Here is a 25,616-nt window from a genome sequence, read left to right on the forward strand (position 1 = left end):
TCCGACCAGAAAACCAATCATTCCCTCATCGAATTTGTATCAAATCTGTTTTCAAAAGCATCTTTGATAAAATAAATGTAAGCAATATTTTAAGATCAAAAATTTATTTAACAAGTTTTTCTGATTGTTTAACATATAGTTTTAAATTTGCACTTATCGATATGAAAGAATTTATATTCAAACAAAAACAGATTATACTTTTCGCCATTGCTGGAGCCCTGAGTGCTGTAGTAGAAATTGGGTCTTTTAAGATGTTCAGCGTTTACCTGCCTACCATCTTTTTACAAGAAAGTAATTTCCACGGAATTCACTTTCCATTAAGCAACATATTTTCAACAAGCTGTGGAATTGTCACCAATTATTTCTTAAGCATTTGGTTTGTATTCGAGCGCGGAAAACACTCCAAAAGAAAAGAATTCGCTTTCTTCATGATTGTCTCTTTCTTTTCTACGCTGTTGAGTTTAAGTTTCTTCCAAATCTTCTTTAGATTTATTTTCACTACGCATATCGACATAGGCATTTTCGTATTGAGCAGAGAAATCTTAAGTAAAATCGCTGCGATATTACTGGTTTCTGTCTTAAATTATTCTGTGAAGAAAAAAGTAATCTTCAACGGATAACTTCACAACATTTAAAAAAATTAATGACAAAAGTTTTAAATTATATTTGGCGGGGTTGGATGCTAATTTTGGGTACGGTACTAACGATCCTTTTCGGAATTCCCGTGCTCCTCTTTTCAATAAAAAAAGAGCATTATCCTTATGCGTATCAGTGCATTCGAGGGTGGTGTTTCGGAATGTTCTACGGAATGGGTTTTAGATATGAACTTAAAAATCTGACCGACAAAAAAATTGATAAGAATGAACAATATGTTTTTATCTCTAACCACACCTCCATTATGGATGTCATGTTACCTTGTATTTTAATGCCTAATCACCCACTTTGTTATGTTGGAAAAAAGGAATTGGTCAAAATACCTATTTTTGGAATCATATATAAGAGAATCTGCGTAATGGTAGATCGATCTTCGGCGAGGAGTCGTGCCGATGTCTACCGCCGATGTGCGGAGAGAATGGAAGAAGGAAAAAGCATCGTGATCTTTCCAGAAGGCGGTGTCCCAGATGATACTTCTGTTCTTTTGGATTCTTTCAAAGATGGCGCATTTACGCTTTCGAAAAAACATCATTCCCCTATTGCTGTATTTACATTTGTTGGCTTAAAGGAGATGTTTCCGTTTGAGTACGGAAAAGGATTTCCCGGGAAAGTAAAAGTTTATTTCACAGATATTTTAGAACCAGCACAATCGGTGGAGGTAACTAAAACCGCCGCACATTCTAAGATTAAAAATGTTTTGGAAAACCACCATTGAGTAGATAAATTAGTTATATTTGTTTTCAAAAATTTAACAAAACCATAAAAACCATGACGGAAACACAACAAAAAACCAATTACCCAGCACTTTATACATTAATTACGGTATTTTTCTTTTGGGGTTTTGTTGCTGCCTCCAATGGGATTCTTATTCCCTTTTGTAAGACGCATTTCTCTTTGACAAATTTTGAGTCACAATTGCTGGGATCGTCATTTTTTGGTGCTTATTTCATAGGTTCTTTAATTCTGTACCTTGCATCAACTTTTTTAAAATTTGATATTATTAATAAAATTGGGTATAAAAACTCCATCATAACCGGCCTTGTGATTTCGATTATTGGAGCGTTAATTATGATTCCAAGTACCAACGCGAATTCTTTCAGTATGATGCTGTTGTCTTTGTTTATCGTTGCCTTGGGTTTTTCCTTACAACAAACTGCTGCACAACCATTTGCACTCGCTTTAGGTTCACCCTCAACCGGAGCTCACCGTCTCAACTTGGCAGGAGGTCTTAATTCCTTCGGTACTACGATTGGACCTATTATCGTGAGCTACTTTTTGTTTGGGAGCTTAACTTCGAACATTGCACCATCGCCTTCTAATATCAATACCCTGTATATCATCTTAGCATCTGTTTTTGCTTTGGTTGCAATCATTTTTATATTCTCAAAATTACCTTCTGGGAAAACTGATGAAGATTTAGAAAACTCCCCAAAAGCTACAAAATCTCTCGTTTTTATGACTTTGGCAATCTTAGGAATTATTGCACTTGGTAATTTCACAGAGGTATCTAAAGTAATATTATTGGTTATAACCATTGTAGCCATCATTGCCATATTAGTAACCTCAAATAAAATGAGTATAAAAAACAGTGAAGGATGGGGTGCTATGAAATTTCCGCAATTAGTATACGGAATGATCGCCATATTTTTCTATGTGGGAGTAGAAGTTACGATCGATAACAATTTTGGTTCTTTATTAAAAACACCCGGATATTTAACTGCTAACGGTCTGGCGGAGTCAGAGATTTCAAAATACATCTCGCTATATTGGGGGAGTTTGATGATCGGCCGCTGGATGGGCGCTATCAGTGTATTTAATCTTAAGAAAACAACAAAACTTATCGCAACATTTGTGGTGCCATTTATCGCATTTGTGGTGATTATTATCTCCAATAATTTAAAGGGAACCGACATGAGCGACTTATATGCTTATTCGATCTGTATCATCATCACCATCGCCGCATTTATTTACGCTAACGAAAAACCGGTAAGATTAATGATTACGGTAAGTACACTCGCGATCATCGCGATGGTTATCGGAATATTCACAACTGGCATTGTATCCGTTTATGCGTTTATCGCTGGTGGTTTATTCTGTTCTGTAATGTGGCCGTGTATATTTTCTTTAGCCACCACAGGTTTAGGAAAATTTACTTCTCAAGGGTCTGCTTTTTTAATTATGATGATCCTTGGTGGAGCAATCATCCCTCCGTTCCAAGGCGCTATAGGCGATACTAATTTAGGAATCCATTTCTCTTACATCATTGCAGCGATTTGTTTTGTACTCCTATTAGTCCTAACATTCCTAATGACAAGAAGTTTAAAGAATCAAGGAATTGATCTGGATCAAGTTGAATCACAAACCGAACCACAAGTTGAAATTTAGAACTATCAAAATATATCAGAGAAAAAGATTTTGGGCGGGTATTTTACTTGCCCAATTTCTTTTATTTTACCTCTTCTCAAAAGTAGAATTCGTTATTTCTATTTTTGGAAAATTCTTTGAATTACAGAAAAGAAATCATCAACTCCTATTTTCAAAAATCCCATTTTCTGTGGGAGACCTTCTATATATCTTCATAATATTGCTAGGAATATTTTCCATATTGAAAATTATAAGAACACAAAATAAAAATAAATACTTCACAGCAATATTAATAGGAATAAACATTTTATACTTTCTATACCAATGTTTTTGGGGTATGCTTTATTTTCAAAGGCCGATAAAAGAGAGACTTCCTAACACAGAGATAAAGATCAGTAAAGTAAAAGCACTAACCTTAGAATACTTACAGCGCAGTAAAATGAGCAGAAAATTAGTACAGGAAGATCAGCACGGAGTTTTTAAAATCAAAAACCAACGAAGTATTGAAACTGAAATACTTAACCAACAAAATCATTTGCCTTTTCATATTACCTCTAAAAAAAGCACATCTGTATACTCGTTTAAAAGAAGTTCATTTACAACGGTAATTAATTATACCGGGATCTTGGGATATTACAACCCCTTTACCGCGGAGGCTCAATATAACAGCGCTTTGCCGGCGACCTACATTCCTTTTACACTAGCTCATGAAAGCTCGCATCAATTAGGATTTGCTAGAGAACAAGAGGCTAATTTCATTGGGTATTTAATTGGAAATAATTCTGAAAATTTAGATTTAAAGTACAGCACCGAATATTTTGTATTAAAATCATTACTCAATTACCTACAAAAAGATGATGTAGATTTCGTAAAATCAGTTATTAACCAATATTCTGAAGGGATGAAGAGAGATCGAAATGCTGAAAAAATGTTTATAAAAAAGCATGAGGGTATTCTAGATATCATTTTTGGATATACTAATGATCTATTTTTAAAAAGCAATCAACAGGAAGGAAGCATTACCTATAGCTACTTTATTGACCTGCTTCTGCAATACCAGCCAACTTCCGATCATTCTACATAAAAAGAATCGCACCTTACGGTGCGATTCTAAAAACACAAATGATGAAAAAAAATTTATGAAACTAATAGCCATTGCCACTAATAACACGATGTAAAATTACTACTAATATCTCAAGTGGCAAAATATTATTGATAAATTTGCAAAATAAATTTCAATAATTATGAATCAATCAAAAATATAAACTCCACCTTTAACACTATTCAATAGGAGCGAGCGATACTTACATTTTATTTAATCCAGAAATATCATTGAATAGAGGAAGAATACCATGTAAAACAACAAAGTCCAGCACGATGGCTGGACTTTATTTTGTAGCGAAGACGGGAATTGAACCCGTGACCTCAGGGTTATGAATCCTGCGCTCTAACCGACTGAGCTACCTCGCCTTTTTTAAGGTGGTGCAAATATAAAAATATTTTACGAGGTAGCAAAAATTTTAGTTCAATTTTAAATAAGAAATTACATCTGCCGCATGATCAGGTTTTGCAATAATTTTATTAGCTCCATCTAAGATGAAATAAGTGGGTGTAGCGTGGATATTATAGGTTTCTGCGTATGAACTACTCCAGCCTTTCAGCTCGCTGTCATTAATCCATGGTAACATTTTTACTTTATTCTCATAAGCCTGTTTTTCGCTGTCTAAAGACATGGCAATCACTTCTCCTTTCATTGCTTTAATCGCCGCATATTTCTCGATAAGTTTCGGAAGATCTGTTTCACAATGGGAACAGGTTGACGCCCAAAAAACAATAATCTTACGGTCCGCTTTTACATCATAAATAGATTTGGCTGTCGTGTTGGTGGCATTAATAAATTTATTATTGGGAAACAGCGCACCAATTTCCGTTCTTGTATTTTGAGTAATCGTTTTAGCGAGATTGTCGTTGATGCTGCATTTTAGATTCTTTGCCTCGGTAAGGTATTTATCTTTTAAATCCTGCATTCCATACGTATCAAAAATCTCAATCAATTCAGATAATACCGTTTGTCCACGAGGTGTTTCTGTATTAACTGCCTGAATTAACGCATCAACATCTTCCATTATATTGGCACTTTGTCCAGTATTTAAATAAGATAGCAACATAGGCCTCATCAAAGATGAACTTTCTAGCATATCATTAGAATTCACGAAAAAATGAATAATTTCTTTATGTGTAGCTGGTGTTGCAGCACTTTTTTCTAAAAATTTACTATAATTGGAATTATAATAGGTAATGAACGGAAATTTTGTATAATCTGTAGAGGGCCTAGAAAGACGAAGCACTTCATTTTCAAGTGCAGTACCAAAATCACTCTTCTTTTTATAATATTCTTTGATTTGATATAACGCCGGAAGAATGAACTCTTTCTTCTGCTGAATATCCTGAATCTGATTCATGGTATAGTTGGCCTCATCCAAATATTCCACATTTGTTATTTTATTTTTATCACTGTCAAATTTTATTTTGACATCTTTATTTTCAGAAATAAAGTTAATGGTTGCATTAATTTCCGGAAAATACAGTTTCAGCATTCCTTTGTAGGGTTGAGCTACGGAAATACTCCAACTGTTTCCTTTTTTGACCTCTTTGCTGTTTAATACATCTTTCGATCCATTAATCGTGTAGAGATAAACTTCTTTAGAAGAAAATGTTGCAGGAGCGTCAACACTGATCTTAAACTGAGCATGATACATACTCATGACCAACAAACTTAAAATGACCGTAATTCTTTTCATAATGTAAATATAAAAAAACTCATTGAAATTTCAATGAGTTCTGTGTATTGTAAAAAAGTATTTATACCGTTTGTTTATTTATTATTTTTTTGGAATATAAGACAATAAATAAGACAGCTGCTAGTCCCAAAAGATAAACATACATATCGATTGGGGAAGATGCCGCTTCTGGATTAGTTCCACCTACACCACCGCCACCCGGTGGACATGTTGGACATGGAGGCTGACCATATATTACAACTCCCATTAAGAAAATGAAAGCAGTTAAAAAAAGTTTAGAAATAATTTTCATCGTTTGTGTATATTATCTTAAAATTTTTGTACTTATTTTATCCCCTTTATCAGAAACGATATTGACGATATATCCTGACGTTGTATTTTGGAGAGGAAGAACATATCTGTTATTGGAAGAAACTTTGGAAGCAGAATGTACTAATCTACCGCTCATATCAAAGACTTGTACATCTGCAGTTTTCCAACTCGGATCAAAAATGACAAAATAATTATCTTGATCTGGATTGAATACGACAATTGTTGCAGATCTCTTCACCTCATTAGCACCCAAAACATTGTCCTTTGGTGCACCATAATAAAGATCATATTCGGTAGAGATACCAGAAACAGTAGCGTTTTGCAAAATCGGCTTAACATTTTTTTCGGCAGATTGTTTATAATAAAAACCTTCACCTTGCGATAACAGATGAACATTATCATCGACTAAAACCGCATTTTCTCGCACCTCAAATTTAAAACCTACAATTTTTGGATTATAGTTAACAAGCTTAATATTTTTACCTCTAAAATCATTTTCGTTTGCTTCATTTAAATAGAGCCAGTAAGAAACATTGTTATTGTCATAACCTCCGTTGATTGGATCTTCTTCAAACGTACCAAAGGTTTGTCCTCCAAATGCGCCTATCTGTGCTTTCACATCTCGAGATGCGCCAGTTACGGTATTATTTGAAACAACGTAATAAGTTCTTTCTACTTCATTGCCATCTGCATCTAATCCAATTACTCCTAATTGTTTAACAGTGGAAATATCGACTCTCTTTGCTGCTGTTACATCGTATGCAGTTGTTGAAGTTCGAGGGTGATAATTAAACCTTCTTAGTTTTGAAAAATCAAAGTCTGGTTTCAACGTATTATTGTTTAATTTAATAACAAAAGAACCCATTGGCCTAACAACTTGAAATTCAACATCACCTGTTGCTACTCCTGAACCAAAAGTTATCGATTTAAAATTGGTAGAACCACCTCCCTTATTAGGATTATAGGTAACACCAGAAACTTCTAACCTCACCCCATAAATATTGGAGAGATTATTACCGTCGCCATTTACTTCATTCGTTGCAATTTGTGATAGATCTAAGTTCGTGAGATATGGATTTCCGAACTGGTAAATATTTCTACCAAAATCGCCTTGCCAAGATAAACCTCCTGAGACACTAAAATTATCCTGAAGATAGGTATTGTATTTCCCACCATATAGATTGTTCTTATTGCCGCCAACACCAAAATCAATATTAAATCCAGCATCTTCCAACTTGATTTTCTTCTCGGCATTTTCAGTATCAGCTACAGGTCTGCCTTTTAAAGTTCTGGTTACAGTAGAAACATTTAGAGACTTCCCACCTACACTAAAGTAAGCAAAAGGACTATAATTCACACCTGTTTTAGCAGAAAGATTTGGCAGGTTATCGAACACAACATTTCTGTTATTCCATACCAAAATTTCGTTTTCAGATCTTCTTGTATTATTAAACGTTTTTCCCAATTCATTACTTAGGGTAGAAAAACTTTTATCGTAAAAAGGCAATCCGACTTGCTGATAAGCACCATGGCTCACTTGGCGGTATTCTTGATTAACGATCCCTGTAATTTTGGCCTGTTGAATTCCTGTAACATACAGTTGACCGTAGGTATACACCGGAGCAACTAAAGGATCAACAGAGTTACGGGATGCATAAGCGTCTGGTTCATTAAGTTTATTAATAAAATTACCACCACCAGTCGCTTCGGTCTTATCAACGTTGCCTGCATCAATTGTTTTGAATACAGAGTTAACGTTATCACCGACCACCATAACATTCCCATGGTTTTCATAGAGGGCATTGCCCTTCATTTGTAATCCGCCACCATTATATACCAGTGCATTTTTTCCAACGTAAAAGGTAGCACCTTGATCTACGTGACAAACTACTTGCGAAGAAAGTGAAGCGCTTAGCGCCAGAAATCCTATTATCAATAGATTTCTTTTCATTATAATTAAATTTGTGTTTATAAAGTACAATAAATGAGCCGCAAAGATACGACATTTATTTTTTTAATTATATTTTTAAAAAAAAAGAGTGGTATTTAATTAAAATTTTATATTTTTACGAGATATTGAAACTTTTTTATGAGCCCCAATATTAAACATATAGTCCTCTAAAACCTTTTCAGTAGTTCCTCTTAGCCCTCTGGCTCCTAATCCTTTTTCTATTGTTTCTTCGACAATTGCTTCCAAACCATCTTTGGTAAATTTCAGCTCTACGCCATCCATTTTAAACAATTCTACGAACTGGTTTACGATCGAGTTCTTGGGCTCCGTCATAATTTTGATCATGGTTTTCTTATCCAATTTATCCAAGTAGGTAATAATTGGAAACCTTCCTAAAAGCTCTGGAATCAACCCAAACTTCCGTAAATCGATGGCATTCAATTGACTTAAAATATATTCTTCTTCTTGAGCTTTATTTAACTTTTCAGCACTGAACCCGATTGCTTGTTTATTTAGTCGTCTTTCGATAATTTCCTTAATACCATCAAACGCACCTCCAGCAATAAAAAGAATATTCTGCGTGTTAACCTGAATATATTTTTGATCCGGATGCTTACGACCCCCTTGCGGTGGCACATTGACAATACTTCCCTCTAATAATTTAAGCAAACCCTGTTGCACTCCTTCACCAGAAACATCTCTGGTAATACTGGCATTGTCGGATTTTCTTGCAATCTTATCAATCTCATCGATGAAAACAATTCCTTTCTCTGCTTTCTCCACATCAAAATCCGCAACCATCAAAAGTCTTGACAGGATACTTTCCACATCTTCACCTACATATCCTGCTTCTGTAAGGATTGTAGCATCTACAATACAAAATGGAACATTTAATTCTTTAGCAATTGATTTTGCCAAAAGCGTCTTTCCAGTTCCAGTTTCCCCGATCATAATTACGTTAGATTTTTCAATCTCCACGTCTCTATTTTCCTCTTGGGCATGAAGCAATCTTTTGTAATGGTTGTAAACTGCGACAGATAACTGTTTTTTAGCCTGGTCCTGACCGATCACATACTGATCAAGAAACTTCTTGATCTCAATAGGTTTCTTTAAATCTTCCATGCTTGTCGCTGCAGAAGCCTCGTAACTATCATTTTGTTCATGTACAATTCCGTGAGCTTGCTCAATACATTCTTCACATATAAAACCGTTGTTGCCGGAAATTAACATTTGAACCTGATTTCTTTTTTTTCCGCAAAATGAACATTGGTTTGAATCCATATAATATAATTAAGAATAAGTTGTAAAAAATTTTGTCAAAGTTAATACTTTGACAAAAGGTAATTTTTAAGAATTAATAATGTGTTGCTGAGTACCCCTGTATTCTTCATCAGAAAATTTCAAACGTACATTTTTAAAATTCATGTCTTCCATATTAGTTATAGGAATCAAGTGAATATGAGCGTGTGGAACTTCTAATCCTACGACCGCTACAGCAATTCTTTTATCTGGGAAAGCGGCTGTCATTTTTTTGGCTACTTTTTGAGCAAAACTCCAAAGATCTTTAAAGTCTTCGTTTTCCAAATCAAAGATAAAATCTATTTCTTCTTTTGGTATCACCAGACAGTGACCTTCTACCAAAGGCATCGCATCTAAAAAAGCCAAATGCTTTTCATCTTCTGCAATTTGATAAGAAGGAATTTCCCCAGTGATTATTTTTGTGAATATTGAGCTCATAGTAAACATTTTTTAATCAAAATCCCGCGCATATGCGAGGGAGCAAAATTACAAAATTGATAGAAAAGCTCATGTTAAAGAAGTTGTAAATTTTAAATAAATATTTTACATTCTAAAGTAAGAGCGTGTATTTTCTAAGCTTCAAGAAAAATTTCTAAAATATCAAAAGATAATTTATTGCCATTTGGTAAAACAATATCTGCAGTTTCCCCTACTACCTTGCCAAGTAAACCTTTTGCAATCGGAGTATTCACCGAAATCTTACCAGCTTTCAAATCACTTTCATTATCTGGAACCAAAGTAAATTTTTGCTCTCCTTTTGTCGCATTATTCTTCAATCTTACGGTTGTCAAAATTGAAACTTTAGACGTATCTAAATTAGTTTCGTCAATAATTTTAGAATCAAAAATAATATTCTTTAATTTTGAAATTCTCATTTCAAGCATTCCCTGCGCCTCCTTCGCTGCATCGTATTCTGCATTTTCTGAAAGGTCGCCTTTGTCTCTAGCTTCAGCAATCTGTTGTGTAATTTTCGGTCTCTCAATCGTTTCGAGCTGTTCCAGCTCTAATTTCATTTTATTTAACCCTGCGTTAGTGACATAACTTGCCATAGTATCTATTATTTAACGTTAGTATAAAAAAATAATCCGACATTTGTCGGACAATGTTTTTGTGATGATTCGTTTCACAAATATATATAAAAATATTTTAAATGAAAAGGAAATTACATCATCTGCTCTGCACAATAATTCTCATTTTCAACTTATCACTGGTCACCTCATGTTCTAATCGCGAAGACACCATAAACTGTTTCCCAAAGACGCCGATCAATGTGGTTCTTAACTTAAATCTGCCGGCCTATTTTAATCTACAAAACACAGGCGGTTGGATTTATATTGATGAGCAACAAGCAGGAACACGTGGGTTAATTATCGTACGAACAACTAATGGCTTTCTTGCATTTGATCGTAACGCTCCTCATATCTGTCCTGGTAGCGACACCACTCTTTCTGTAGAGGGTAATATTAAAATCGTTTGTCCAAAAGATGGTGCCGAATGGATTTTATTTACTGGTGAACCCACAAAAATCGCACAAGTACCACCAAAAACTTATCCGTACAGCTACGATTCTAACAGTAACACCTTATCAATTTATTACTAAGAACAAATGAAAGTTGTCATTCAAAGAGTTTCTGAAGCTCAAGTTAAAGTCAATGGTAAAATTGTCGGTAAAATATCCAGTGGTTTACTTCTTTTAATTGGTATTGATGAAGAAGATGAAAAAACGGATGCTGATTGGCTCGTTCAAAAGATTCTTAATCTTCGCATTTTTGGTGATGACGATGGCAAACTAAATCAATCCCTGATTGACACTTCTGGCGAAATCTTGTGTATCAGTCAATTTACCTTGATTGCAGATTATAAAAAAGGCAACAGACCTTCTTTCATCAAAGCCGCAAGACCAGAAAAAGCAATTCCACTTTTTGAATATTTTAAAACAGAAATTTCAAAATCTACTCTAAAAACCGAAAGTGGCATTTTCGGTGCAGATATGAAAGTATCTCTGTGTAATGATGGACCGGTCACTATTGTGATGGATTCAAAGACAAAATTATAAACATAAAATCTTAATTTCTACATTTTAAAAATTCATTTTTTTAATTAAATTTGAGGAATAACTATTTATATGAAAAAAATTATTTTAGTTCTCATCGCACTCAATTTCTGTTCGTGTGCCAAAAATGCAGATAATGAGTTAAGTGAACATGCTTTAGAAATAAAGAGAATTGAATCCATTAATATTGTTCGTCAGAAAATGAACGACAGCATTTCGATTAAAAACAAAACGAATATTTTTAAAGATATTTCCGGTCAACATCAACTCAAATACGGTTCAAATGAAAGCGCCTCCTTTTCAGGACAGATAACATTTGATAATATTGGCAAGGATCTATACTCGGTTTCGGGGAGTGCAACCTCAGGGAAAAATAATCTTAATATTAAGGGCGAGATCAAAAGAGTCTCAGAAAAGCATCTTAATTTTGATGGAGTAATCAGTCAAAAAATTAATGGTAATAGTTATGAACGAACGAAAAAATCTACTTTTTTTGATGAAGGGAAGGGAAATTTCTGGAGACTTCAGAACAAAGTAAATGGTTCAGGGTTTGTTGATGATATTGATATTTACTTTTAAAAACAATTACCATGTTAAATTATAAAATATCAGGAAAAGGAAAAGAACCACTTGTTTTGCTACACGGATTTATGGAAAATCTGAGTATTTGGGATGAAATGGAACCTTTTCTTTCAGAACAATTTACTTTAATTAAGATTGATCTACCTGGACATGGTTTATCAAACGTCTACAGTGAAATTCACACGATGGAATTCATGGCAGATGAAGTTAAAAAAGTTACCGATTCTTTAAATATTCAGAAATTTCACCTGCTTGGCCATTCAATGGGTGGTTATACCACTTTAGCATTTACTGCAAAATTTCCAGACATTTTAAAAAGTATCACGTTATTCTTTTCATCTTATCTTGCGGACGACGAAGAGAAAAAAGAACAAAGACAAAAAAGTTTAAGAATTATCAAAGAAGCATTCCCAGCTTATATAAGCGCTGGAATTCCAAATCTATTTAATCCTAATGAGAAAGATTTCCTGGAAGGAAAAATGGATAAAGCTAAAGAGATTGCACTTTCTACCAATAATGATGGCGTTCTGGCTGCCGTTAAAGGAATGATTGAAAGAACTGATAAAACTTCAGTAATCGAGAAATTTGAGGGGAAAATTTTAGTAATCGCCGGGAAACATGACAATGCTGTAAAGACAGACCTTATTCTTACCAATCTCCCAGATAACACCAATATTAAATCTTATTTACTAGATTGCGGACACAACGGACACTGGGAGAAGCCTGGTATTTGTGCAGAAATCATCAATACTGAATTGCTGCATCATTTACCAAAAAAATTCGTTTTTTAATTTAAAATAATTACAATTCTGATGGAATTACTCTCAAAAATATTAATAGGTATTGTAGCGCTTGAACATCTTTTTATTTTATACATGGAGATGTTTGCATGGGAAACGCTTGGCAAAAAGGCATTTAAAGGCGCTATGAAAGATGAATTATTTCAACCCACAAAAACATTAGCCGCTAACCAAGGATTGTACAATGGTTTTTTATCAGCTGGTCTAATTTGGTGTTTATTTATTTCAAATAAAGAATGGTCATCGAATGTAGCAGTTTTTTTCCTAGGATGCGTAATTGTTGCCGGAATTTACGGCACATTCACTGCTTCTAAGAAAATATTTTTTGTACAGGCTTTGCCCGCTATACTCGCGTTATTATTTGTTTTACTTCAATAAAATTAACTGTTAAAATTCCTCCTGCTCAATTTTCATCTTGAAATCTTCAATGGTTTCTTCGATAGATTTCATGTATTTTCCACCAGCTGCATTGATGTGGCCACCGCCGTTGAAATGATTTCTAGAGAATTGGTTTACATCCACATCATCTTTGGAACGGAAAGAGATTTTGATAAAATCGTCATAAAGATCTTCCATGAAAAATGCAGAGACTTGAGTTCCCATTATGCTTAAACCATAATTAACAAACCCTTCTGTATCGCCTTTCTGGAAACCTAAATTTTTAAGTTCATCTCTTTTTAACCAAAGAATAGCAACTTTACCATCTTTTATTACTTCAATCCTACCAAGAATTAAAGCAAGCAGCTGCAGTCTTGAAACTGTGTTGGTATCCCAAGTATTAGAAGTAATCATGGCTGGATCAGCACCTTTTTCTATGAGGTTGGCAATTATTCTATGGGTTGTTGCACTGGTGGAACGGAAACGGAAACCACCTGTATCTGTCATTATTCCGGTATATAGACATTCTGCTATTTCTTTATTCACCAAATCTTCCGCTTTCAATTCCTGAATAAAATGATAAATCATTTGGGAAGTTGCTGGAATGGTAACGTCTGAATACACAAAATCAAAATCGTCCGGTTGTTGATGATGATCTATTAAAATCTTCTTGGCTCTGGCTTTTTCGAGCCAAGGCCCAACCAAATTACCACTCCGGTGCGACGCATTGAAATCAAGAATAAAAATAACATCTGCATTATAAATTGCTTCTCCGGCTTGCTTTCTTTTGTAATCTGCAATGATAATCTGTTTTGCGCCCGGCATCCACTTCAAAAATTTCGGAAAATCGTTTGGAACGATCACATCAACCTCTAAACCTTTGGCACTAAGGAAATGCTTTAAACCCAAACTAGATCCAACCGCATCACCATCAGGATTATAGTGGGAAATAATCACAATTTTATGGGCTGGAGTTAAGAGTTTTTGTATTTCTGAAATTTCGGAGGAAGTAAACATTTATTGGGATATTTTTTAAGAAGAGCAAAGATAGGTTTTGTTTTTATTTTAGGACAATTCACTTTTAAAAAAAACAAATAGTCTCAATTGAAAAAGAAATTTTAACATCTAATAGCATCTATTCTCACCAAACTTCAAAAAAAATATAAATCTTTTATAATTGATGATAGAAACCGAAACAATTCCATTACAAAAGGTTATTAAAAACATACCCATTTATTTAAATAGAGAAGAGATTTACTTTTAAGCGAGACGCTCTTTTTCTTTAGAAAAATTTAAAATATAGTTTGCAGTAAATAAAAAGTTTCCTATATTTGCAATCTGAAAAATAAGATATAGTTTTTACTTAAAAATATAAGCAATGCCAAAAAGAACATTTCAACCATCTGAAAGAAAGAAAAGAAACAAACACGGTTTCCGTTTAAGAATGTCAACACCTAACGGCAGAAGGATTTTGGCTGCAAGAAGAGCAAAAGGAAGAAAGAGTTTATCTGTAAGCACGCAACGAGCTAAGAGATAATCCCTGGACTTATCATAACAGATTATGCTTGAAAAGTACATTTTCAGGCATTTTTTGTTGTTAAAATTTGCTAAAGTATAGCCTTAAAAGAAAGTTTTTTTTTACTTTTGGCTTAGGAACATGATGTTCACTTATATAAACAACAATTTAACTCAATATGCCACATTCTTATCAGGAAGGACAAGATGTAATTCAGCTGAAAAACGCAAAAATTGCACAAAAAAATTTCACGGTTCTTAATGAGGTCAATCTAAATATTAAGAAAGGAAAGTTCTGTTACCTTATTGGTAAAACCGGATCAGGTAAAAGTTCTTTACTAAAAACTTTATACGGTCACATTCCGCTTGGTTCAGGGCAAGGGACTATTGCTGGTTTTGATTTAGGAAACCTTAAAATGTCGGACATTCCCAATTTAAGAAGAAAGCTGGGTATTGTTTTCCAGGATTTTCAGTTATTACCAGACAGAACGGTTGAGAAGAACTTAATATTTGTTCTTGAAGCTACTGGATGGAATGATAAAACCAAAATCGACGACCGAATTAATGAAGTTTTGGCAAGTGTAGGGATGAAATCCAAAAAACATAAGATGCCCCATGAACTTTCTGGAGGGGAACAACAGCGTATTGCCATTGCGAGAGCACTTTTAAACCACCCAGAATTGATCCTGGCAGATGAACCGACCGGAAACCTGGATCCGGAAACTTCTAATGAAATTATGACTCTATTGAAGCAGGTCGCTTTTGAAAATGGATCTGCAGTTGTAATGGCTACCCATGATTACCATATGATACAAAATTTCCCTGGTGAAGCAATTAGATGCGAAGACGGAAAAGTAACCGTTTTGAATACTGCTGAACTCTTTGAATAAGCAATCCATTCACTTTAAAACATAAAAAAAATCCTGTAATTACAGGATTTTACTTTTTTTATTTGGTTTGTAATTCTTAACCTTTAAATTGGCCCATCGCGATAAATTTATCCTGTCTTTGCATTTCTAATTCCTTACCAGTAAATTTCGAAAACGCTTTAATATTTTGAAGGATAGAAGCCTTCAAATGATCATATGCAACTTGCGGTTCATAATGTGCTCCACCAAGTGGCTCTTCAACGATTCCATCAATGAACTTCTCTTTTAAAGCATCTGCTGGAGTTAATTTCAATGCATTGGCTGCATCTTCTTTATGATCCCAGTTTCTCCAAAGGATTGATGAACAACTCTCTGGCGCAATAACGGTGTACCAAGTGTTTTCCAGCATGTAAACCTTATTTCCAACTCCAATTCCCAATGCTCCGCCACTTGCTCCTTCACCAATTATATAGACAAAAATAGGTGTTTTTAACATGGTCATTTCGAAAATATTTCGAGCAATAGCTTCGCCTTGTCCTCGCTCTTCAGCTTCTAAACCAGGATAAGCACCAGGCGTATCAATTAAAGAAATGACGGGAATTTGAAATTTCTCTGCAAGTTTCATCAATCGCAAAGCTTTTCGGTAACCTTCAGGATTACTCATACCAAATCTCCGGTACTGTCTTTCCTTGGTAGTTCTTCCTTTCTGGGTTCCAATAATCATTACTCTTTGCCCATCAATGGTAGCCAAGCCACCAATCATTGCAGGATCATCAGCAAAATTTCGGTCACCATGCAGTTCCAAGAAACTGTCTTTGTCGGTTATGCCTTTGATAAAATCTAAAGTATAAGGACGGTCAGGATGACGGGAGAGCTGAACTCTTTGCCACGGTGTAAGATTATGATAAATTTCTTTTTTCTTATCTATAATTTTATCTTCGATCTGCGAGCAAGCGAGCTTTACATCTACTCCACTTTCTTCGCCCACTAATGAACAGGTTTGATACTGATCCATCAGATCTTTAATCGGAAGTTCAAAACTTAAGTATTCCATTTCAGTAATTAAAATTATCTTTCAAATTTAGGGAAAATTATAAGAAACTAATGAATATTATTCACTGCATTTTTTATTCTGGCGATAGTTTCTTCTTTACCAAGTATTTGCATAATATCTGGAACGTCGGGTCCCTTTAATTCTCCAACTAAGCATAAACGCAGTGGCATCATCACTTTTCCCATTCCTACACTTTTACTTTCTGCAAAATCATGAATATCCTTTTTTAAGCTATCGACCTCAAAATCTGAATTTTCCAATTTTACTGCAAAGTCATTCATTAATTCAATTGTAGCCTCGTTCCAAGACTTCTTTACTGCTTTTTCATCATATGCAGCTGGTGCTTCAAAGAAAAATTGACCGTCAGTAATAATATCTTTTACGAAAGTAGCCCTTTCTTTCATGAGCGATATAATTCGCAAAAGCTTATCATCACTACAGTTTTTCAACTCAAGACCCTTGCAATCTTTCAAAAGTTTTAAAACATCTTCATCAGATCTAGATACCAAATATTCGTGATTGAACCATTCTGCCTTTTCTTTATTAAATCTCGCACCTGCTTTATGAACTTTATGCAAATCAAATTCCTGTACCATCTCATCTAAAGTTAAGATCTCTCTATCATTGGCAGGACTCCAACCTAGCAATGCAACCATATTGATAAACGCATCTGGCAAATATCCTTCCTCCCGATACCCTTTGGAAACGTTACCTGTTTCTGAATCTTTATAATCTAAAGGAAATACAGGGAACCCAAATTTATCACCGTCTCTCTTGCTCAATTTTCCTTTTCCTTCGGGTTTCAGAATTAAAGATAAGTGTGCGAACTGGGGCTTTTCCCAACCCATTGCTTCGTATAATAAATAATGCAAACCTAGAGAAGGCAACCATTCCTCGCCTCGAATGACATGCGAAATTTCCATTTCGTGATCATCTACAATATTAGCAAAATGGTAAGTTGGCATCCCATCATTCTTCACCAAAACCTTATCATCTAAAGTATTGGTATTCACAGAAGATTTTCCACGGATGATATCCTCAAGATTTAAAATTCTGTCCACCGGCATTTTAAAACGCACTACATAAGGAACTTTTTCGTCAATTAACTTTTGAACTTCTTCTTTTGAAAGCGTTAAGGAATTTTTTAGTCGGTTTCTTGTAATATAATTATACGCAAAAACGTCACCATTTGTTTCAAATTCTTTTCGAACTTCATCCAATTCTTCAGTCGTGTCGAAAGCAAGATAGGCGTAATCCGTCTTTAAGATTTCTCCTAAATATTTATCGTAAATATCCCGTCTTTCTGACTGTTTGTAAGGCGCAAAAGGGCCACCATGTTTTGGACTTTCGTCAGGAATGATTCCACACCATTCCAGTGCCTCCATAATATATTCTTCTGCACCTTCCACATATCTTGCGGTATCGGTATCTTCGATTCTTAATATAAATTCACCCCCTTGGTTTTTAGCAAAAAGATAATCGTATAAAGCGGTTCTTACTCCTCCTAAATGTAAAGGTCCTGTTGGACTTGGTGCAAAACGCACTCTTACTTTGCTCATTTTCCTTAAAATTTAAGTTGCAAATTTAAAGAAAAATGATTTGATTTATTAAATTATAATTAATTTTATCCCCATGACTAAGGTTTACAAGAAAAACAAAATTAAATTCTACATTCAGGGATTTAGCCAAGGACTATTTCCATCGAAAAATTACGACGTCATAATTAATTCACTTTATAAAAAACTATCGAAAGAAGAGTTGAAAAATGTTGAGGAGAGAGTTGATTATTATAATAAGCTTGATCATGATTTTGATGCATCGCAAATTACTACTACCATCAAAGATCTATCAAAACCGAAAACTCCAAAGGCTTACTATTTCGACACGGCAGAATACACGAAATATTTTCCGAAAAACCAAAAAATCGATTTTTCTTTTGGTGATGTAAATACCATTTTGGATTCGCCAAAAATCACTAAGAGTCGACCAATACATGGTGATAATAAGAATAATGTCATCCTTAATTTGGACAAAGTAAGACATTTCGTTTCAGTATCTGACGATAAGACTTTTGAAACAAAGAAAAATTTGATGATAGGTAGGGCTGGAGTTTATCAACAGCATAGAATCGATTTTTATAAAAAATATTTCAACCATCCAATGTGTAATATAGGACAAATTAATAAAAGCGGCGGAAATCAGGACTGGATTAAACCAAAAACTTCAATCGACAAACATTTGAATTATAAATTTATCTTAAGTCTTGAAGGAAATGATGTAGCAACTAATTTAAAGTGGATCATGTCTTCAAACTCCCTTGCGGTATCCCCACCTTTAAAAATGGAAACCTGGTATATGGAAGGAAAACTAAAATCAGATGAACATTTCATTGGCATCAATGAAAATTATGACAATCTGGAAGACCAACTTCAATATTATATAGATCATGAAAAAGAGGCAAAAGAGATTATTCTGAACGCAAAAAGATATAGATCACAATTTGATAATAAAAATATTGAAAATTTGATTTCATTACTGATCTTAAAAAAATATTTTGCTTACATTCGTTGAAAAGAAATAAGAACTATCATATGTTAGAAGTTGGTGAAAGACCTTGGGGGAAATACTATGTGTTGGAAGATGAAATGCATTATAAATTAAAGAGAATCGAAGTTGATCCAGGGCATCGTTTATCTTACCAATTCCATCATCATCGTCAGGAATTTTGGACAGTCGTACAAGGTGCTGCAGTTGTCGTGCTTAACGGTATAGAACATCATGTAAAATACAGCGAAAGTATTCATATTCCATTGGGTGCCAAACACCGAATTGAAAACAGATCTTCGGAATTACTTGTTTTTATAGAGGTCCAGACCGGAACTTATTTCGGAGAAGATGATATCGTGAGATTGCAGGATGATTATGCACGGTAGTTCAAAAAAACTTGAATAAGATCATAATTTCTCAGCTGTAATGTAATATTTGTCTTTTACTTAAAAAATTCTATACCAATTTAAGAACTTCACAATTAAAGCAAACTTTCTATTCATTTCGGAATTATTAATATGGAGTCTTGCTTCAAATACTTTCAATGTGGTTTTGAAATTCTTTTGATGATCTGGAAACGTTTCTAATAACACTACATTTTTTCATGAGCTGACGAGAATATTTTTAGCAACTTCTTTAGTCTTTAAATGGTCTATTTTTCTTTTCAAAACTGAAATAGTTAGTGAATCGGTATTTTATCTTCTTCTGTGTTTTTGTAAAAAGTCCACCAATTTTGTAATAAATTTTTCACCATCGATGGTGCGCATTACTACTGATATTTTCAGCGGGTCATGTTCCTTATTTTATTTAAAAATATAATTAATCCAACTTGTAAATGAATATTTATTTTTAATTTCTTTATCTAATATTTCGTAGTCCTTTGAAAGAAACTCCTTAAGTTTTTCTTCATCAATACTCTTTTCCCATACCAAAATATTGTTTGGGGAATAAAAATCATAATTTTTCACCAAAGGATTATTAGTAATTAATTTTTTGGAAAAGCAAAGCGTTTCAAAAATCCTAAAAGATAATCCATTGTGTACAGTATCAACAAAATCTAAAACAATATTAGATTTTTTAACCTCTTCTAAAGCCTCAAGATAACTTAAAGGTTTAGTAATAAAATTAATTTCACTTCGCTTGTATTTTAGGGGGGATTGCTCGTCAAAATATAGAAGATTAATATTTGTGCTAATTTCTAATTTATTAAAAATTCTGATTAGATTGAAGACATCTTCCATTCTACTCTCAATAAAACTACCGATAAAAAAAACTTCTTTTTTTTCTTTCTCGCTAAAATTTTTTAGGTCCGCAGAATCAAAATCGAAATAGAAATTAGTGATTGGAAATACGTTAGAAAAAATTGATTTGTATTTTTTATAATCATCTAAATCAAATAAAAAGAAACGGTCGAATACACCTATTAAATCTTTCACTTTAGGGTACCGATCGATTCCATCCCATTGATAAGCGACAAGTTGATTTGTTTTCTTTTTAAGAAGTTGAATGGTTTCTTTTGAAAAATAATCAGGTCGTATAACAAGTGCATGGTCAGCCTTTTTCTGAACATTAGACAAAGCTTTCGTCAAACATTCATCATCATATTTATTCTTAAGATTTTCCTTATATTTTTTATCACGTAATATAGTCTTTCTAAAAAAATTAGTAATCCTCTGAGAAAAGCTTTTATATCTGAACTCTTCATCACTCGTGAAAAGCAATACTATATCAAATCCCATTTTTTCTAAATTCGCTGAAAAAGCTTTATAAATCTTAAAATGGTTTGGAATTATAAGGATGATTGTTTTTTTCAAACGGATTGTTATTTTTAGTTGATATGAAATTTGTAATATAACAAAAGATAGATAATAACTTATTGAATAATCTTGTCAATCCAACTACTAAAACTATAACTTTTCACAATATCATCCGAAATTTCATGGTAAGGAATTTTGATAAAATTTTCAATTTGTGAGTAATTATCATCAATTATAAAGATATTGTTTGAATTATAAAAATCGTAATTTTTGACCATTTTATTATCCGTAATTATCTTTTTCTTATAATACATTGCTTCAAAAAACCTTATAGAAAGACCATTATGTACAGGATCAACAAAATCTAGTAAAATATCTGCTTTTTCTACATTCTTCAAACTTTCTAAAAACGTAATCCGGTTCTTTATATAGGTTATTCTCGTATTCTTTATTTCTGATTGATTATTATATTGTAAAATAATAGATAATTCTACGTCAATTTTTGAGACTTCTTTTATGAACTTGTCAATTTTCGCTTCTCTCCCTTTCCAATAAAGGCCAAGAAAATATAAACGAGGTTTATGATCATTAAATTCTTTGTAAACCGGTGGGATACAATCAAAATAAAAATTAGTAATCGGTTTTATATTTTTTTCAGCACACTCTGAGTCAAAACAAAAAAAAGTATCAAATAGAGAACAATATTTTTTTACTTCAGGAAACTTTTCGAGACCATCCCATTGATATGCAATTAATTTTTTGGCCTTTTTTCCCAATTCTTTAATCACATTAATTGGAAAGAGATCTGGGCGGATAACTAGAGCATAATCTAAATCTCCTTCAATTTCTACAATTTGTTTGTAATACTCTTTAAGTTTATGTTGCTTAACAAGTCTTTTCTTATAATCTTTATTTTGTTTAAAATTTTTATGAAAGAAATTAATAATGCGCTGAGTACCTTTGTACCTGAATTTCGACGGATTATCTGTAATTAAATAGGGGCAGAAACCTTCCTTTTTCAGATTTTTCACAAATAAATCCGGAAAATCTGAATAATCAGGCATCATTAAAAGAAAAGTTCTATTTGACATTTTAAAAATACTATTTTAAAAAATATTTTATTTGAAGTAATTTGTATCGCTTTCTAATGCTGTTTACAGGATTTTTAAAAAAATAAGATTCAATCATATTAAAGGGGAATAAAGATAATTTGTTTAGTGCTTTATAGTACGTTTCATTTTTTTTCGACAGAATTGAAAACGGGTCACTTTTCGTATGAACTATTTTTAATACCTTCGTCAATTCCAATAAGCATTCAACACTTAGTTTCTTTTTCTCCCGAATTGCAAAATCAATAATTACCTTTTTTAGATACTGCAAATATCGTTCGACAACCGCTTTTCTGTAAGATGTTGTGTTACGATAATAATTTTCAAAAATATTTTCCAAAATTATTAGGTAAGATTGCAGATTTCTGTCCCCAAGGTTTTTGGTAATAGATTCGGAGTTATCAGTTCTATAATAATAGGTTTTATGGTTGATGAATTTTACCTGTTCTGCTCGAAACATTACTTCAAAGAACCATGATTCGTCTTCATGTAGAATACCGCTTTTGAATCGTAAATTATTTCTTTTCAAAAATTCATTATTGTACAGCCGGTTTTGTGCCACTGGCGCGAGTCCTGCTTCTATGGCGAAAATCAGAACTTCCAGATTATTATTTTTAAACAAAACGCAACCTTCCTTTGGATGTTGAAGTTGAGAAATCTCTTCTAAGTTTTCTCCATTTACTGTGACGGTAATTCCGGTAATAACATCAATATCCTCTTCAATTTCATTAATAAATATCTGTAAAGCATTTTCAGGTATCAAGTCATCGGCATCTAAAAAAAACAAATAATCTCCTTTTGCATTATCCATTCCTAAATTGCGCGTTTCAGAAATACCTTTATTTTCATGAGACAAAAATTTAAATCGAGTATCTTTTAAAGAGTATTCCTGCAGTATTTGCGCCGTATTATCTTTACTTCCATCATTAATTAAGAAGCATTCCCAATTCTTATATGTTTGTTTTAGAACAGATTTAAGCGAGAAATGAATATAATTTTCCGCATTATAACACGGAATAATTATCGTAATTAATGGTTCTTCAACATTCATAATTTTATAAATCGAATATATTTCTCGTAAAAATTAATAAAAAACCGAAGATAAAGATAGTTTTCTAGACCGATCTTAAAGGGCGAATATTGTAAAAATACAACCATGCTCTTTCTAATATCTTCTTTTTCAGAAACCATTTCATTTGATCCAGTGTTTCGAATTATTCTTTTTAAAACCATAAAAGATTTTTTGATGATATTACGAATCACAGCATTTCTAAAATCTGAATCCATATTCACCGTTTCCAAAAATTTTGACGCCTCTATTAATGCCAGAAAGAAATGATATGCTCTTTTTGGCGTTAGATTGTGGGACAAACTATCAGCAAACTGCACATAATGATAAATTTGTTTACTAATTTTTACAATTTTTTCTGAACTGTTAAAAATCCGAAACATGATAAAATAATCTTCAAAGGCTTCCAGATTTTCTGGAAAAGATGTATTTTTCAACAGGTGAGATTTATAAAGTTTAGCCCAAGGTTGACTTTGTATTACTTTATCTTCCAACAAGTATTTGAGTGCTGTTTGTTTATCATAAATTTCAAGTGAATCATCAAAGACCTGTGCTTTATTATTATACTTTATATCTCCATTTTCTAAAAAAGCGCCGGCAATACTAATGTCGGCATTATTTTCTACAATAATTTCATACAATAAAGAACAATATTCTTTCTCAACCCAGTCATCAGAATCTACAAAACAAATATATTCTCCGGATGCAATTTCAACTCCTACATTTCTAGCTTTCGATACTCCCGAATTTTTTTGATTAATAATAATTATCCTCGAATCTGTTTCCTCAAAATTTTTTAAAATTTCTAAAGTATTATCGGTAGAACCATCATCAACAACTATTATTTCTAAATTTTGATAACTTTGGGAAATGACGGATGTCAGACATTTCGAAATCGTAGATGCACTGTTATAGCACGGAATTATTATACTTATAAGAGCCGTTTTACCCATAGATTATATAATCTTTTTGAATTTGGAGAAGGCCATTTTCACAAACTGTTTCTTTAGAAGCTTTCAAGTTTTCAATCTTTTCAACCTGATCGTCATGATTGGTTTTATCACTTTCTTTATGGAAAATATGATACTGTATCGCTCCAAATTTTAGTTTCCTTTTTACTAATCCCAGATTGACAAAACGTTGAGCGATTTCTTTATCTTCAGCTCCCCATCCTTTCAGAAGATTATTATATCCATTTACTTTTACAAAATCATTACGCCAAAAAGCCATATTGCTACCCAAAATGCCGTCTGCTGAATTCTCTTCTTTACTTTCAAAAATTTGATTATAAAATGGAATTCGAATACCATGTTCCCTCATTTTAATGTCCGAGCTTAGAAAAGAAATGGAAATTGATTTTTTTTGCAAAAGCTTATTACTTTTAATTTTCCCAATCATAAGCCTTCTACCTTTTATGAAAGAATTCCGTTTTGCAAAAGTCTTGTGATCCTTTATAAAGTCTTGATGTAAAATAACGTCACCATCAATCTGTATGATATAATCTCCACTAGAAACTTTGATTGCTTTATTTCTAATTTCTGCCAATTTAAACCCATCATCCGGGTGCCAGACATGTAGTATTGTATTATAATAAATTTTTCTGTTATGATCAATTATTTCCTTCGTAGATCCTGTAGAACCGTCATCCGCAATTATAATTTCCTCTGGCTTTACAGATTGCTCCATCAAACTTTGGAGACATAATTCTAAAGCTTCCGGCCAGTTATACGTTGAAACAATTACCGAAACAGTCATTTATTTTCTTTTATACTCTACCAATTTTGCCAACGTAGCAAATTTATACTGAGATTTCAAAATTGCAAAGATTAATCCTTCTTTTCCGTCTAAAAATCCTTTCTTTATAAAGTAATATTTAAAAAACCAAAAAAAAGGAGAAAATATAAGTTTACTTATTGTTACTTTATTTCCTAGTCTTTTGGTGATCTCAGCTGTCGAGTAATTATTATTTTTCTGCAAGATTGTCGAGACCGAGTCATTAGCCAAATGTTCTATTGCAAACTGTAAATTTTTGGGATTGACCTTTAGGGTTTTCCCATTTATTTCTGGTTTTGAATGAATAAATTCCGGCCAAGAAATAAAATCTTTCCTAAAAAAACGATACACGTAATCAGGATAGGCAGATCTCATAAATTTCCCCAAAAAATAATTTCTTCGAGGAATTGCTAGACAAACATTCCCATCGACATTATCTTTATATTCATATAAAAAAGTCTTTAAATCCTCGGAAACGATTTCATCAGCATCTAATAAAAGAACCCACTCGTTTTTTGCACTTTGAATTGCAAAATTTCTTGCAGGTTCTACAAAATTTAATTTCTCATGTGGTAAAATAGTACAGTTATATCTATGGGCAATTTCAATCGTACGATCATCACTTCCCATATCGCAAATTAAAATCTCATCGAAATCCTGCACGCATTGCAATACCTTTTCAAAATGCAATTCAGCGTTGTAGGTATTTATAACCACAGATATTCCCAT

The 25,616-nt window shown here is 33.2% G+C and carries 28 protein-coding genes and 1 tRNA gene; 13 read left to right on the forward strand and 16 right to left on the reverse strand.

What is annotated here, in order from left to right; translation table 11 throughout:
- The first annotated feature begins 161 nt into the window (after positions 1-161).
- The 4 genes from FNJ88_RS03360 to FNJ88_RS03375 all read left to right on the forward strand — a co-directional run bounded on the left by FNJ88_RS03360 (position 162) and on the right by FNJ88_RS03375 (position 4,102).
- A complete protein-coding gene (locus tag FNJ88_RS03360) occupies positions 162-620 on the forward strand; it encodes a GtrA family protein (RefSeq protein WP_143851738.1) in 459 nt (152 codons plus the stop codon).
- A 23-nt stretch (positions 621-643) separates the two neighbouring features.
- Entirely contained in the window at positions 644-1,369 is a 726-nt protein-coding gene (locus FNJ88_RS03365; protein WP_143851739.1) for a lysophospholipid acyltransferase family protein, read from the forward strand.
- A 53-nt stretch (positions 1,370-1,422) separates the two neighbouring features.
- On the forward strand, positions 1,423-3,039 hold the full coding sequence (locus tag FNJ88_RS03370; protein WP_143851740.1) for an MFS transporter: 1,617 nt from the start codon (positions 1,423-1,425) through the stop codon (positions 3,037-3,039).
- A 169-nt stretch (positions 3,040-3,208) separates the two neighbouring features.
- Positions 3,209-4,102, forward strand: a complete 894-nt coding sequence (locus FNJ88_RS03375; protein WP_262711471.1) for a DUF3810 domain-containing protein — start codon at positions 3,209-3,211, stop codon at positions 4,100-4,102.
- A gap of 312 nt (positions 4,103-4,414) precedes the next feature.
- Here FNJ88_RS03375 and FNJ88_RS03380 read toward each other — a convergent pair.
- From FNJ88_RS03380 to greA, 7 genes are all read right to left on the reverse strand, one after another.
- Positions 4,415-4,488, reverse strand: a tRNA-Met gene (locus FNJ88_RS03380).
- A gap of 50 nt (positions 4,489-4,538) precedes the next feature.
- A complete protein-coding gene (locus FNJ88_RS03385) occupies positions 4,539-5,819 on the reverse strand; it encodes a peroxiredoxin family protein (RefSeq protein ID WP_143851741.1) in 1,281 nt (426 codons plus the stop codon).
- 61 nt (positions 5,820-5,880) lie between these two features.
- A complete protein-coding gene (locus FNJ88_RS03390; protein WP_228414563.1) occupies positions 5,881-6,066 on the reverse strand; it encodes a hypothetical protein in 186 nt (61 codons plus the stop codon).
- A gap of 57 nt (positions 6,067-6,123) precedes the next feature.
- Positions 6,124-8,082 (reverse strand): T9SS type A sorting domain-containing protein, encoded by a 1,959-nt coding sequence (locus FNJ88_RS03395; RefSeq protein ID WP_143851743.1) that lies wholly within the window; start codon positions 8,080-8,082, stop codon positions 6,124-6,126.
- A gap of 99 nt (positions 8,083-8,181) precedes the next feature.
- A complete protein-coding gene (clpX, locus tag FNJ88_RS03400) occupies positions 8,182-9,363 on the reverse strand; it encodes an ATP-dependent Clp protease ATP-binding subunit ClpX (RefSeq protein ID WP_143851744.1) in 1,182 nt (393 codons plus the stop codon).
- 66 nt (positions 9,364-9,429) lie between these two features.
- Positions 9,430-9,819 carry an HIT family protein gene (locus tag FNJ88_RS03405; RefSeq protein WP_143851745.1) on the reverse strand — a complete coding sequence of 130 codons (390 nt, stop codon included), beginning with the start codon at positions 9,817-9,819 and terminating at the stop codon, positions 9,430-9,432.
- A 134-nt stretch (positions 9,820-9,953) separates the two neighbouring features.
- Entirely contained in the window at positions 9,954-10,430 is a 477-nt protein-coding gene (gene greA / locus FNJ88_RS03410) for a transcription elongation factor GreA (protein WP_143851746.1), read from the reverse strand.
- A 101-nt stretch (positions 10,431-10,531) separates the two neighbouring features.
- On the opposite strand from greA, the gene FNJ88_RS03415 reads away from it, so the two are divergent.
- The 5 genes from FNJ88_RS03415 (at position 10,532) to FNJ88_RS03435 (ending at position 13,194) form a co-directional block, all read left to right on the forward strand.
- A complete protein-coding gene (locus tag FNJ88_RS03415; RefSeq protein WP_143851747.1) occupies positions 10,532-10,981 on the forward strand; it encodes a hypothetical protein in 450 nt (149 codons plus the stop codon).
- 6 nt (positions 10,982-10,987) lie between these two features.
- Positions 10,988-11,437: a D-aminoacyl-tRNA deacylase gene (gene dtd / locus FNJ88_RS03420; RefSeq protein ID WP_143851748.1), complete on the forward strand. Its 450-nt coding sequence runs from the start codon at positions 10,988-10,990 to the stop codon at positions 11,435-11,437.
- Between the two features lie 69 nt (positions 11,438-11,506).
- Positions 11,507-12,013 (forward strand): hypothetical protein, encoded by a 507-nt coding sequence (locus tag FNJ88_RS03425; protein ID WP_143851749.1) that lies wholly within the window; start codon positions 11,507-11,509, stop codon positions 12,011-12,013.
- Positions 12,014-12,024: 11 nt separating this feature from the next.
- Positions 12,025-12,807 (forward strand): alpha/beta fold hydrolase, encoded by a 783-nt coding sequence (locus FNJ88_RS03430; protein WP_143851750.1) that lies wholly within the window; start codon positions 12,025-12,027, stop codon positions 12,805-12,807.
- 21 nt (positions 12,808-12,828) lie between these two features.
- Positions 12,829-13,194 carry a DUF1304 domain-containing protein gene (locus FNJ88_RS03435; protein WP_143851751.1) on the forward strand — a complete coding sequence of 122 codons (366 nt, stop codon included), beginning with the start codon at positions 12,829-12,831 and terminating at the stop codon, positions 13,192-13,194.
- Between the two features lie 9 nt (positions 13,195-13,203).
- On the opposite strand, the gene FNJ88_RS03440 is transcribed toward FNJ88_RS03435, so the two are convergent.
- Complete coding sequence (locus FNJ88_RS03440; protein WP_143851752.1) at positions 13,204-14,211, reverse strand: DHH family phosphoesterase; 1,008 nt, start codon at positions 14,209-14,211, stop codon at positions 13,204-13,206.
- Between the two features lie 361 nt (positions 14,212-14,572).
- Here FNJ88_RS03440 and rpmH point away from each other — a divergent pair, with 361 nt between their 5' ends.
- Together rpmH and FNJ88_RS03450 are read left to right on the forward strand one after the other, a co-directional pair.
- The gene (gene rpmH, locus FNJ88_RS03445; RefSeq protein WP_143851753.1) at positions 14,573-14,731 is read left to right on the forward strand and encodes a 50S ribosomal protein L34; all 159 of its coding nucleotides are present in this window, start codon (positions 14,573-14,575) and stop codon (positions 14,729-14,731) included.
- A gap of 157 nt (positions 14,732-14,888) precedes the next feature.
- Entirely contained in the window at positions 14,889-15,599 is a 711-nt protein-coding gene (locus FNJ88_RS03450; protein WP_143851754.1) for a cell division ATP-binding protein FtsE, read from the forward strand.
- Between the two features lie 76 nt (positions 15,600-15,675).
- On the opposite strand, the gene FNJ88_RS03455 is transcribed toward FNJ88_RS03450, so the two are convergent.
- Both FNJ88_RS03455 and gltX read right to left on the reverse strand, forming a co-directional pair.
- Positions 15,676-16,632, reverse strand: a complete 957-nt coding sequence (locus tag FNJ88_RS03455) for an acetyl-CoA carboxylase carboxyltransferase subunit alpha (protein ID WP_143851755.1) — start codon at positions 16,630-16,632, stop codon at positions 15,676-15,678.
- Positions 16,633-16,679: 47 nt separating this feature from the next.
- Positions 16,680-18,191 carry a glutamate--tRNA ligase gene (gltX, locus tag FNJ88_RS03460; RefSeq protein WP_143851756.1) on the reverse strand — a complete coding sequence of 504 codons (1,512 nt, stop codon included), beginning with the start codon at positions 18,189-18,191 and terminating at the stop codon, positions 16,680-16,682.
- Between the two features lie 73 nt (positions 18,192-18,264).
- Between gltX and FNJ88_RS03465 the strand changes: the two genes are divergently transcribed.
- Positions 18,265-19,203, forward strand: a complete 939-nt coding sequence (locus FNJ88_RS03465) for a glycosyl transferase family 90 (RefSeq protein WP_143851757.1) — start codon at positions 18,265-18,267, stop codon at positions 19,201-19,203.
- A 20-nt stretch (positions 19,204-19,223) separates the two neighbouring features.
- Complete coding sequence (locus FNJ88_RS03470; RefSeq protein ID WP_262711463.1) at positions 19,224-19,565, forward strand: phosphomannose isomerase type II C-terminal cupin domain; 342 nt, start codon at positions 19,224-19,226, stop codon at positions 19,563-19,565.
- Between the two features lie 417 nt (positions 19,566-19,982).
- On the opposite strand, the gene FNJ88_RS03475 is transcribed toward FNJ88_RS03470, so the two are convergent.
- From FNJ88_RS03475 to FNJ88_RS03500, 6 genes are read right to left on the reverse strand one after another with little or no spacing between them, the layout of a single operon-like run.
- Positions 19,983-20,993, reverse strand: a complete 1,011-nt coding sequence (locus FNJ88_RS03475) for a hypothetical protein (protein ID WP_143851759.1) — start codon at positions 20,991-20,993, stop codon at positions 19,983-19,985.
- A gap of 59 nt (positions 20,994-21,052) precedes the next feature.
- Complete coding sequence (locus FNJ88_RS03480; RefSeq protein WP_143851760.1) at positions 21,053-22,027, reverse strand: hypothetical protein; 975 nt, start codon at positions 22,025-22,027, stop codon at positions 21,053-21,055.
- 10 nt (positions 22,028-22,037) lie between these two features.
- The gene (locus FNJ88_RS03485) at positions 22,038-23,096 is read right to left on the reverse strand and encodes a glycosyltransferase family 2 protein (protein ID WP_143851761.1); all 1,059 of its coding nucleotides are present in this window, start codon (positions 23,094-23,096) and stop codon (positions 22,038-22,040) included.
- The gene (locus FNJ88_RS03490; protein ID WP_143851762.1) at positions 23,093-24,067 is read right to left on the reverse strand and encodes a glycosyltransferase family 2 protein; all 975 of its coding nucleotides are present in this window, start codon (positions 24,065-24,067) and stop codon (positions 23,093-23,095) included. The genes FNJ88_RS03485 and FNJ88_RS03490 overlap by 4 nt, the downstream gene beginning before the upstream one ends.
- The gene (locus FNJ88_RS03495) at positions 24,060-24,869 is read right to left on the reverse strand and encodes a glycosyltransferase family 2 protein (RefSeq protein ID WP_143851763.1); all 810 of its coding nucleotides are present in this window, start codon (positions 24,867-24,869) and stop codon (positions 24,060-24,062) included. The genes FNJ88_RS03490 and FNJ88_RS03495 overlap by 8 nt, the downstream gene beginning before the upstream one ends.
- Positions 24,870-25,616 carry a glycosyltransferase family 2 protein gene (locus FNJ88_RS03500; RefSeq protein WP_143851764.1) on the reverse strand — a complete coding sequence of 249 codons (747 nt, stop codon included), beginning with the start codon at positions 25,614-25,616 and terminating at the stop codon, positions 24,870-24,872.

It is taken from the genome of Chryseobacterium sp. SNU WT5 (assembly GCF_007362475.1).
GTDB lineage: Bacteria > Bacteroidota > Bacteroidia > Flavobacteriales > Weeksellaceae > Kaistella.

Bases quoted from the DNA above. Each gene is read 5' to 3' on its own strand.
- FNJ88_RS03470 (WP_262711463.1), top strand. From the start codon at position 19,224: ATGTTAGAAGTTGGTGAAAGACCTTGGGGGAAATACTATGTGTTGGAA.
- FNJ88_RS03490 (WP_143851762.1), bottom strand. From the start codon at position 24,067: ATGGGTAAAACGGCTCTTATAAGTATAATAATTCCGTGCTATAACAGT.
- FNJ88_RS03415 (WP_143851747.1), top strand. From the start codon at position 10,532: ATGAAAAGGAAATTACATCATCTGCTCTGCACAATAATTCTCATTTTC.
- FNJ88_RS03390 (WP_228414563.1), bottom strand. From the start codon at position 6,066: ATGGGAGTTGTAATATATGGTCAGCCTCCATGTCCAACATGTCCACCG.
- greA (WP_143851746.1), bottom strand. From the start codon at position 10,430: ATGGCAAGTTATGTCACTAACGCAGGGTTAAATAAAATGAAATTAGAG.
- FNJ88_RS03435 (WP_143851751.1), top strand. From the start codon at position 12,829: ATGGAATTACTCTCAAAAATATTAATAGGTATTGTAGCGCTTGAACAT.
- clpX (WP_143851744.1), bottom strand. From the start codon at position 9,363: ATGGATTCAAACCAATGTTCATTTTGCGGAAAAAAAAGAAATCAGGTT.
- FNJ88_RS03385 (WP_143851741.1), bottom strand. From the start codon at position 5,819: ATGAAAAGAATTACGGTCATTTTAAGTTTGTTGGTCATGAGTATGTAT.
- FNJ88_RS03405 (WP_143851745.1), bottom strand. From the start codon at position 9,819: ATGAGCTCAATATTCACAAAAATAATCACTGGGGAAATTCCTTCTTAT.
- FNJ88_RS03440 (WP_143851752.1), bottom strand. From the start codon at position 14,211: ATGTTTACTTCCTCCGAAATTTCAGAAATACAAAAACTCTTAACTCCA.
- rpmH (WP_143851753.1), top strand. From the start codon at position 14,573: ATGCCAAAAAGAACATTTCAACCATCTGAAAGAAAGAAAAGAAACAAA.
- FNJ88_RS03450 (WP_143851754.1), top strand. From the start codon at position 14,889: ATGCCACATTCTTATCAGGAAGGACAAGATGTAATTCAGCTGAAAAAC.
- FNJ88_RS03425 (WP_143851749.1), top strand. From the start codon at position 11,507: ATGAAAAAAATTATTTTAGTTCTCATCGCACTCAATTTCTGTTCGTGT.
- FNJ88_RS03455 (WP_143851755.1), bottom strand. From the start codon at position 16,632: ATGGAATACTTAAGTTTTGAACTTCCGATTAAAGATCTGATGGATCAG.
- dtd (WP_143851748.1), top strand. From the start codon at position 10,988: ATGAAAGTTGTCATTCAAAGAGTTTCTGAAGCTCAAGTTAAAGTCAAT.
- FNJ88_RS03360 (WP_143851738.1), top strand. From the start codon at position 162: ATGAAAGAATTTATATTCAAACAAAAACAGATTATACTTTTCGCCATT.
- FNJ88_RS03495 (WP_143851763.1), bottom strand. From the start codon at position 24,869: ATGACTGTTTCGGTAATTGTTTCAACGTATAACTGGCCGGAAGCTTTA.
- gltX (WP_143851756.1), bottom strand. From the start codon at position 18,191: ATGAGCAAAGTAAGAGTGCGTTTTGCACCAAGTCCAACAGGACCTTTA.
- FNJ88_RS03370 (WP_143851740.1), top strand. From the start codon at position 1,423: ATGACGGAAACACAACAAAAAACCAATTACCCAGCACTTTATACATTA.
- FNJ88_RS03465 (WP_143851757.1), top strand. From the start codon at position 18,265: ATGACTAAGGTTTACAAGAAAAACAAAATTAAATTCTACATTCAGGGA.
- FNJ88_RS03485 (WP_143851761.1), bottom strand. From the start codon at position 23,096: ATGAATGTTGAAGAACCATTAATTACGATAATTATTCCGTGTTATAAT.
- FNJ88_RS03500 (WP_143851764.1), bottom strand. From the start codon at position 25,616: ATGGGAATATCTGTGGTTATAAATACCTACAACGCTGAATTGCATTTT.
- FNJ88_RS03480 (WP_143851760.1), bottom strand. From the start codon at position 22,027: ATGTCAAATAGAACTTTTCTTTTAATGATGCCTGATTATTCAGATTTT.
- FNJ88_RS03365 (WP_143851739.1), top strand. From the start codon at position 644: ATGACAAAAGTTTTAAATTATATTTGGCGGGGTTGGATGCTAATTTTG.
- FNJ88_RS03395 (WP_143851743.1), bottom strand. From the start codon at position 8,082: ATGAAAAGAAATCTATTGATAATAGGATTTCTGGCGCTAAGCGCTTCA.
- FNJ88_RS03430 (WP_143851750.1), top strand. From the start codon at position 12,025: ATGTTAAATTATAAAATATCAGGAAAAGGAAAAGAACCACTTGTTTTG.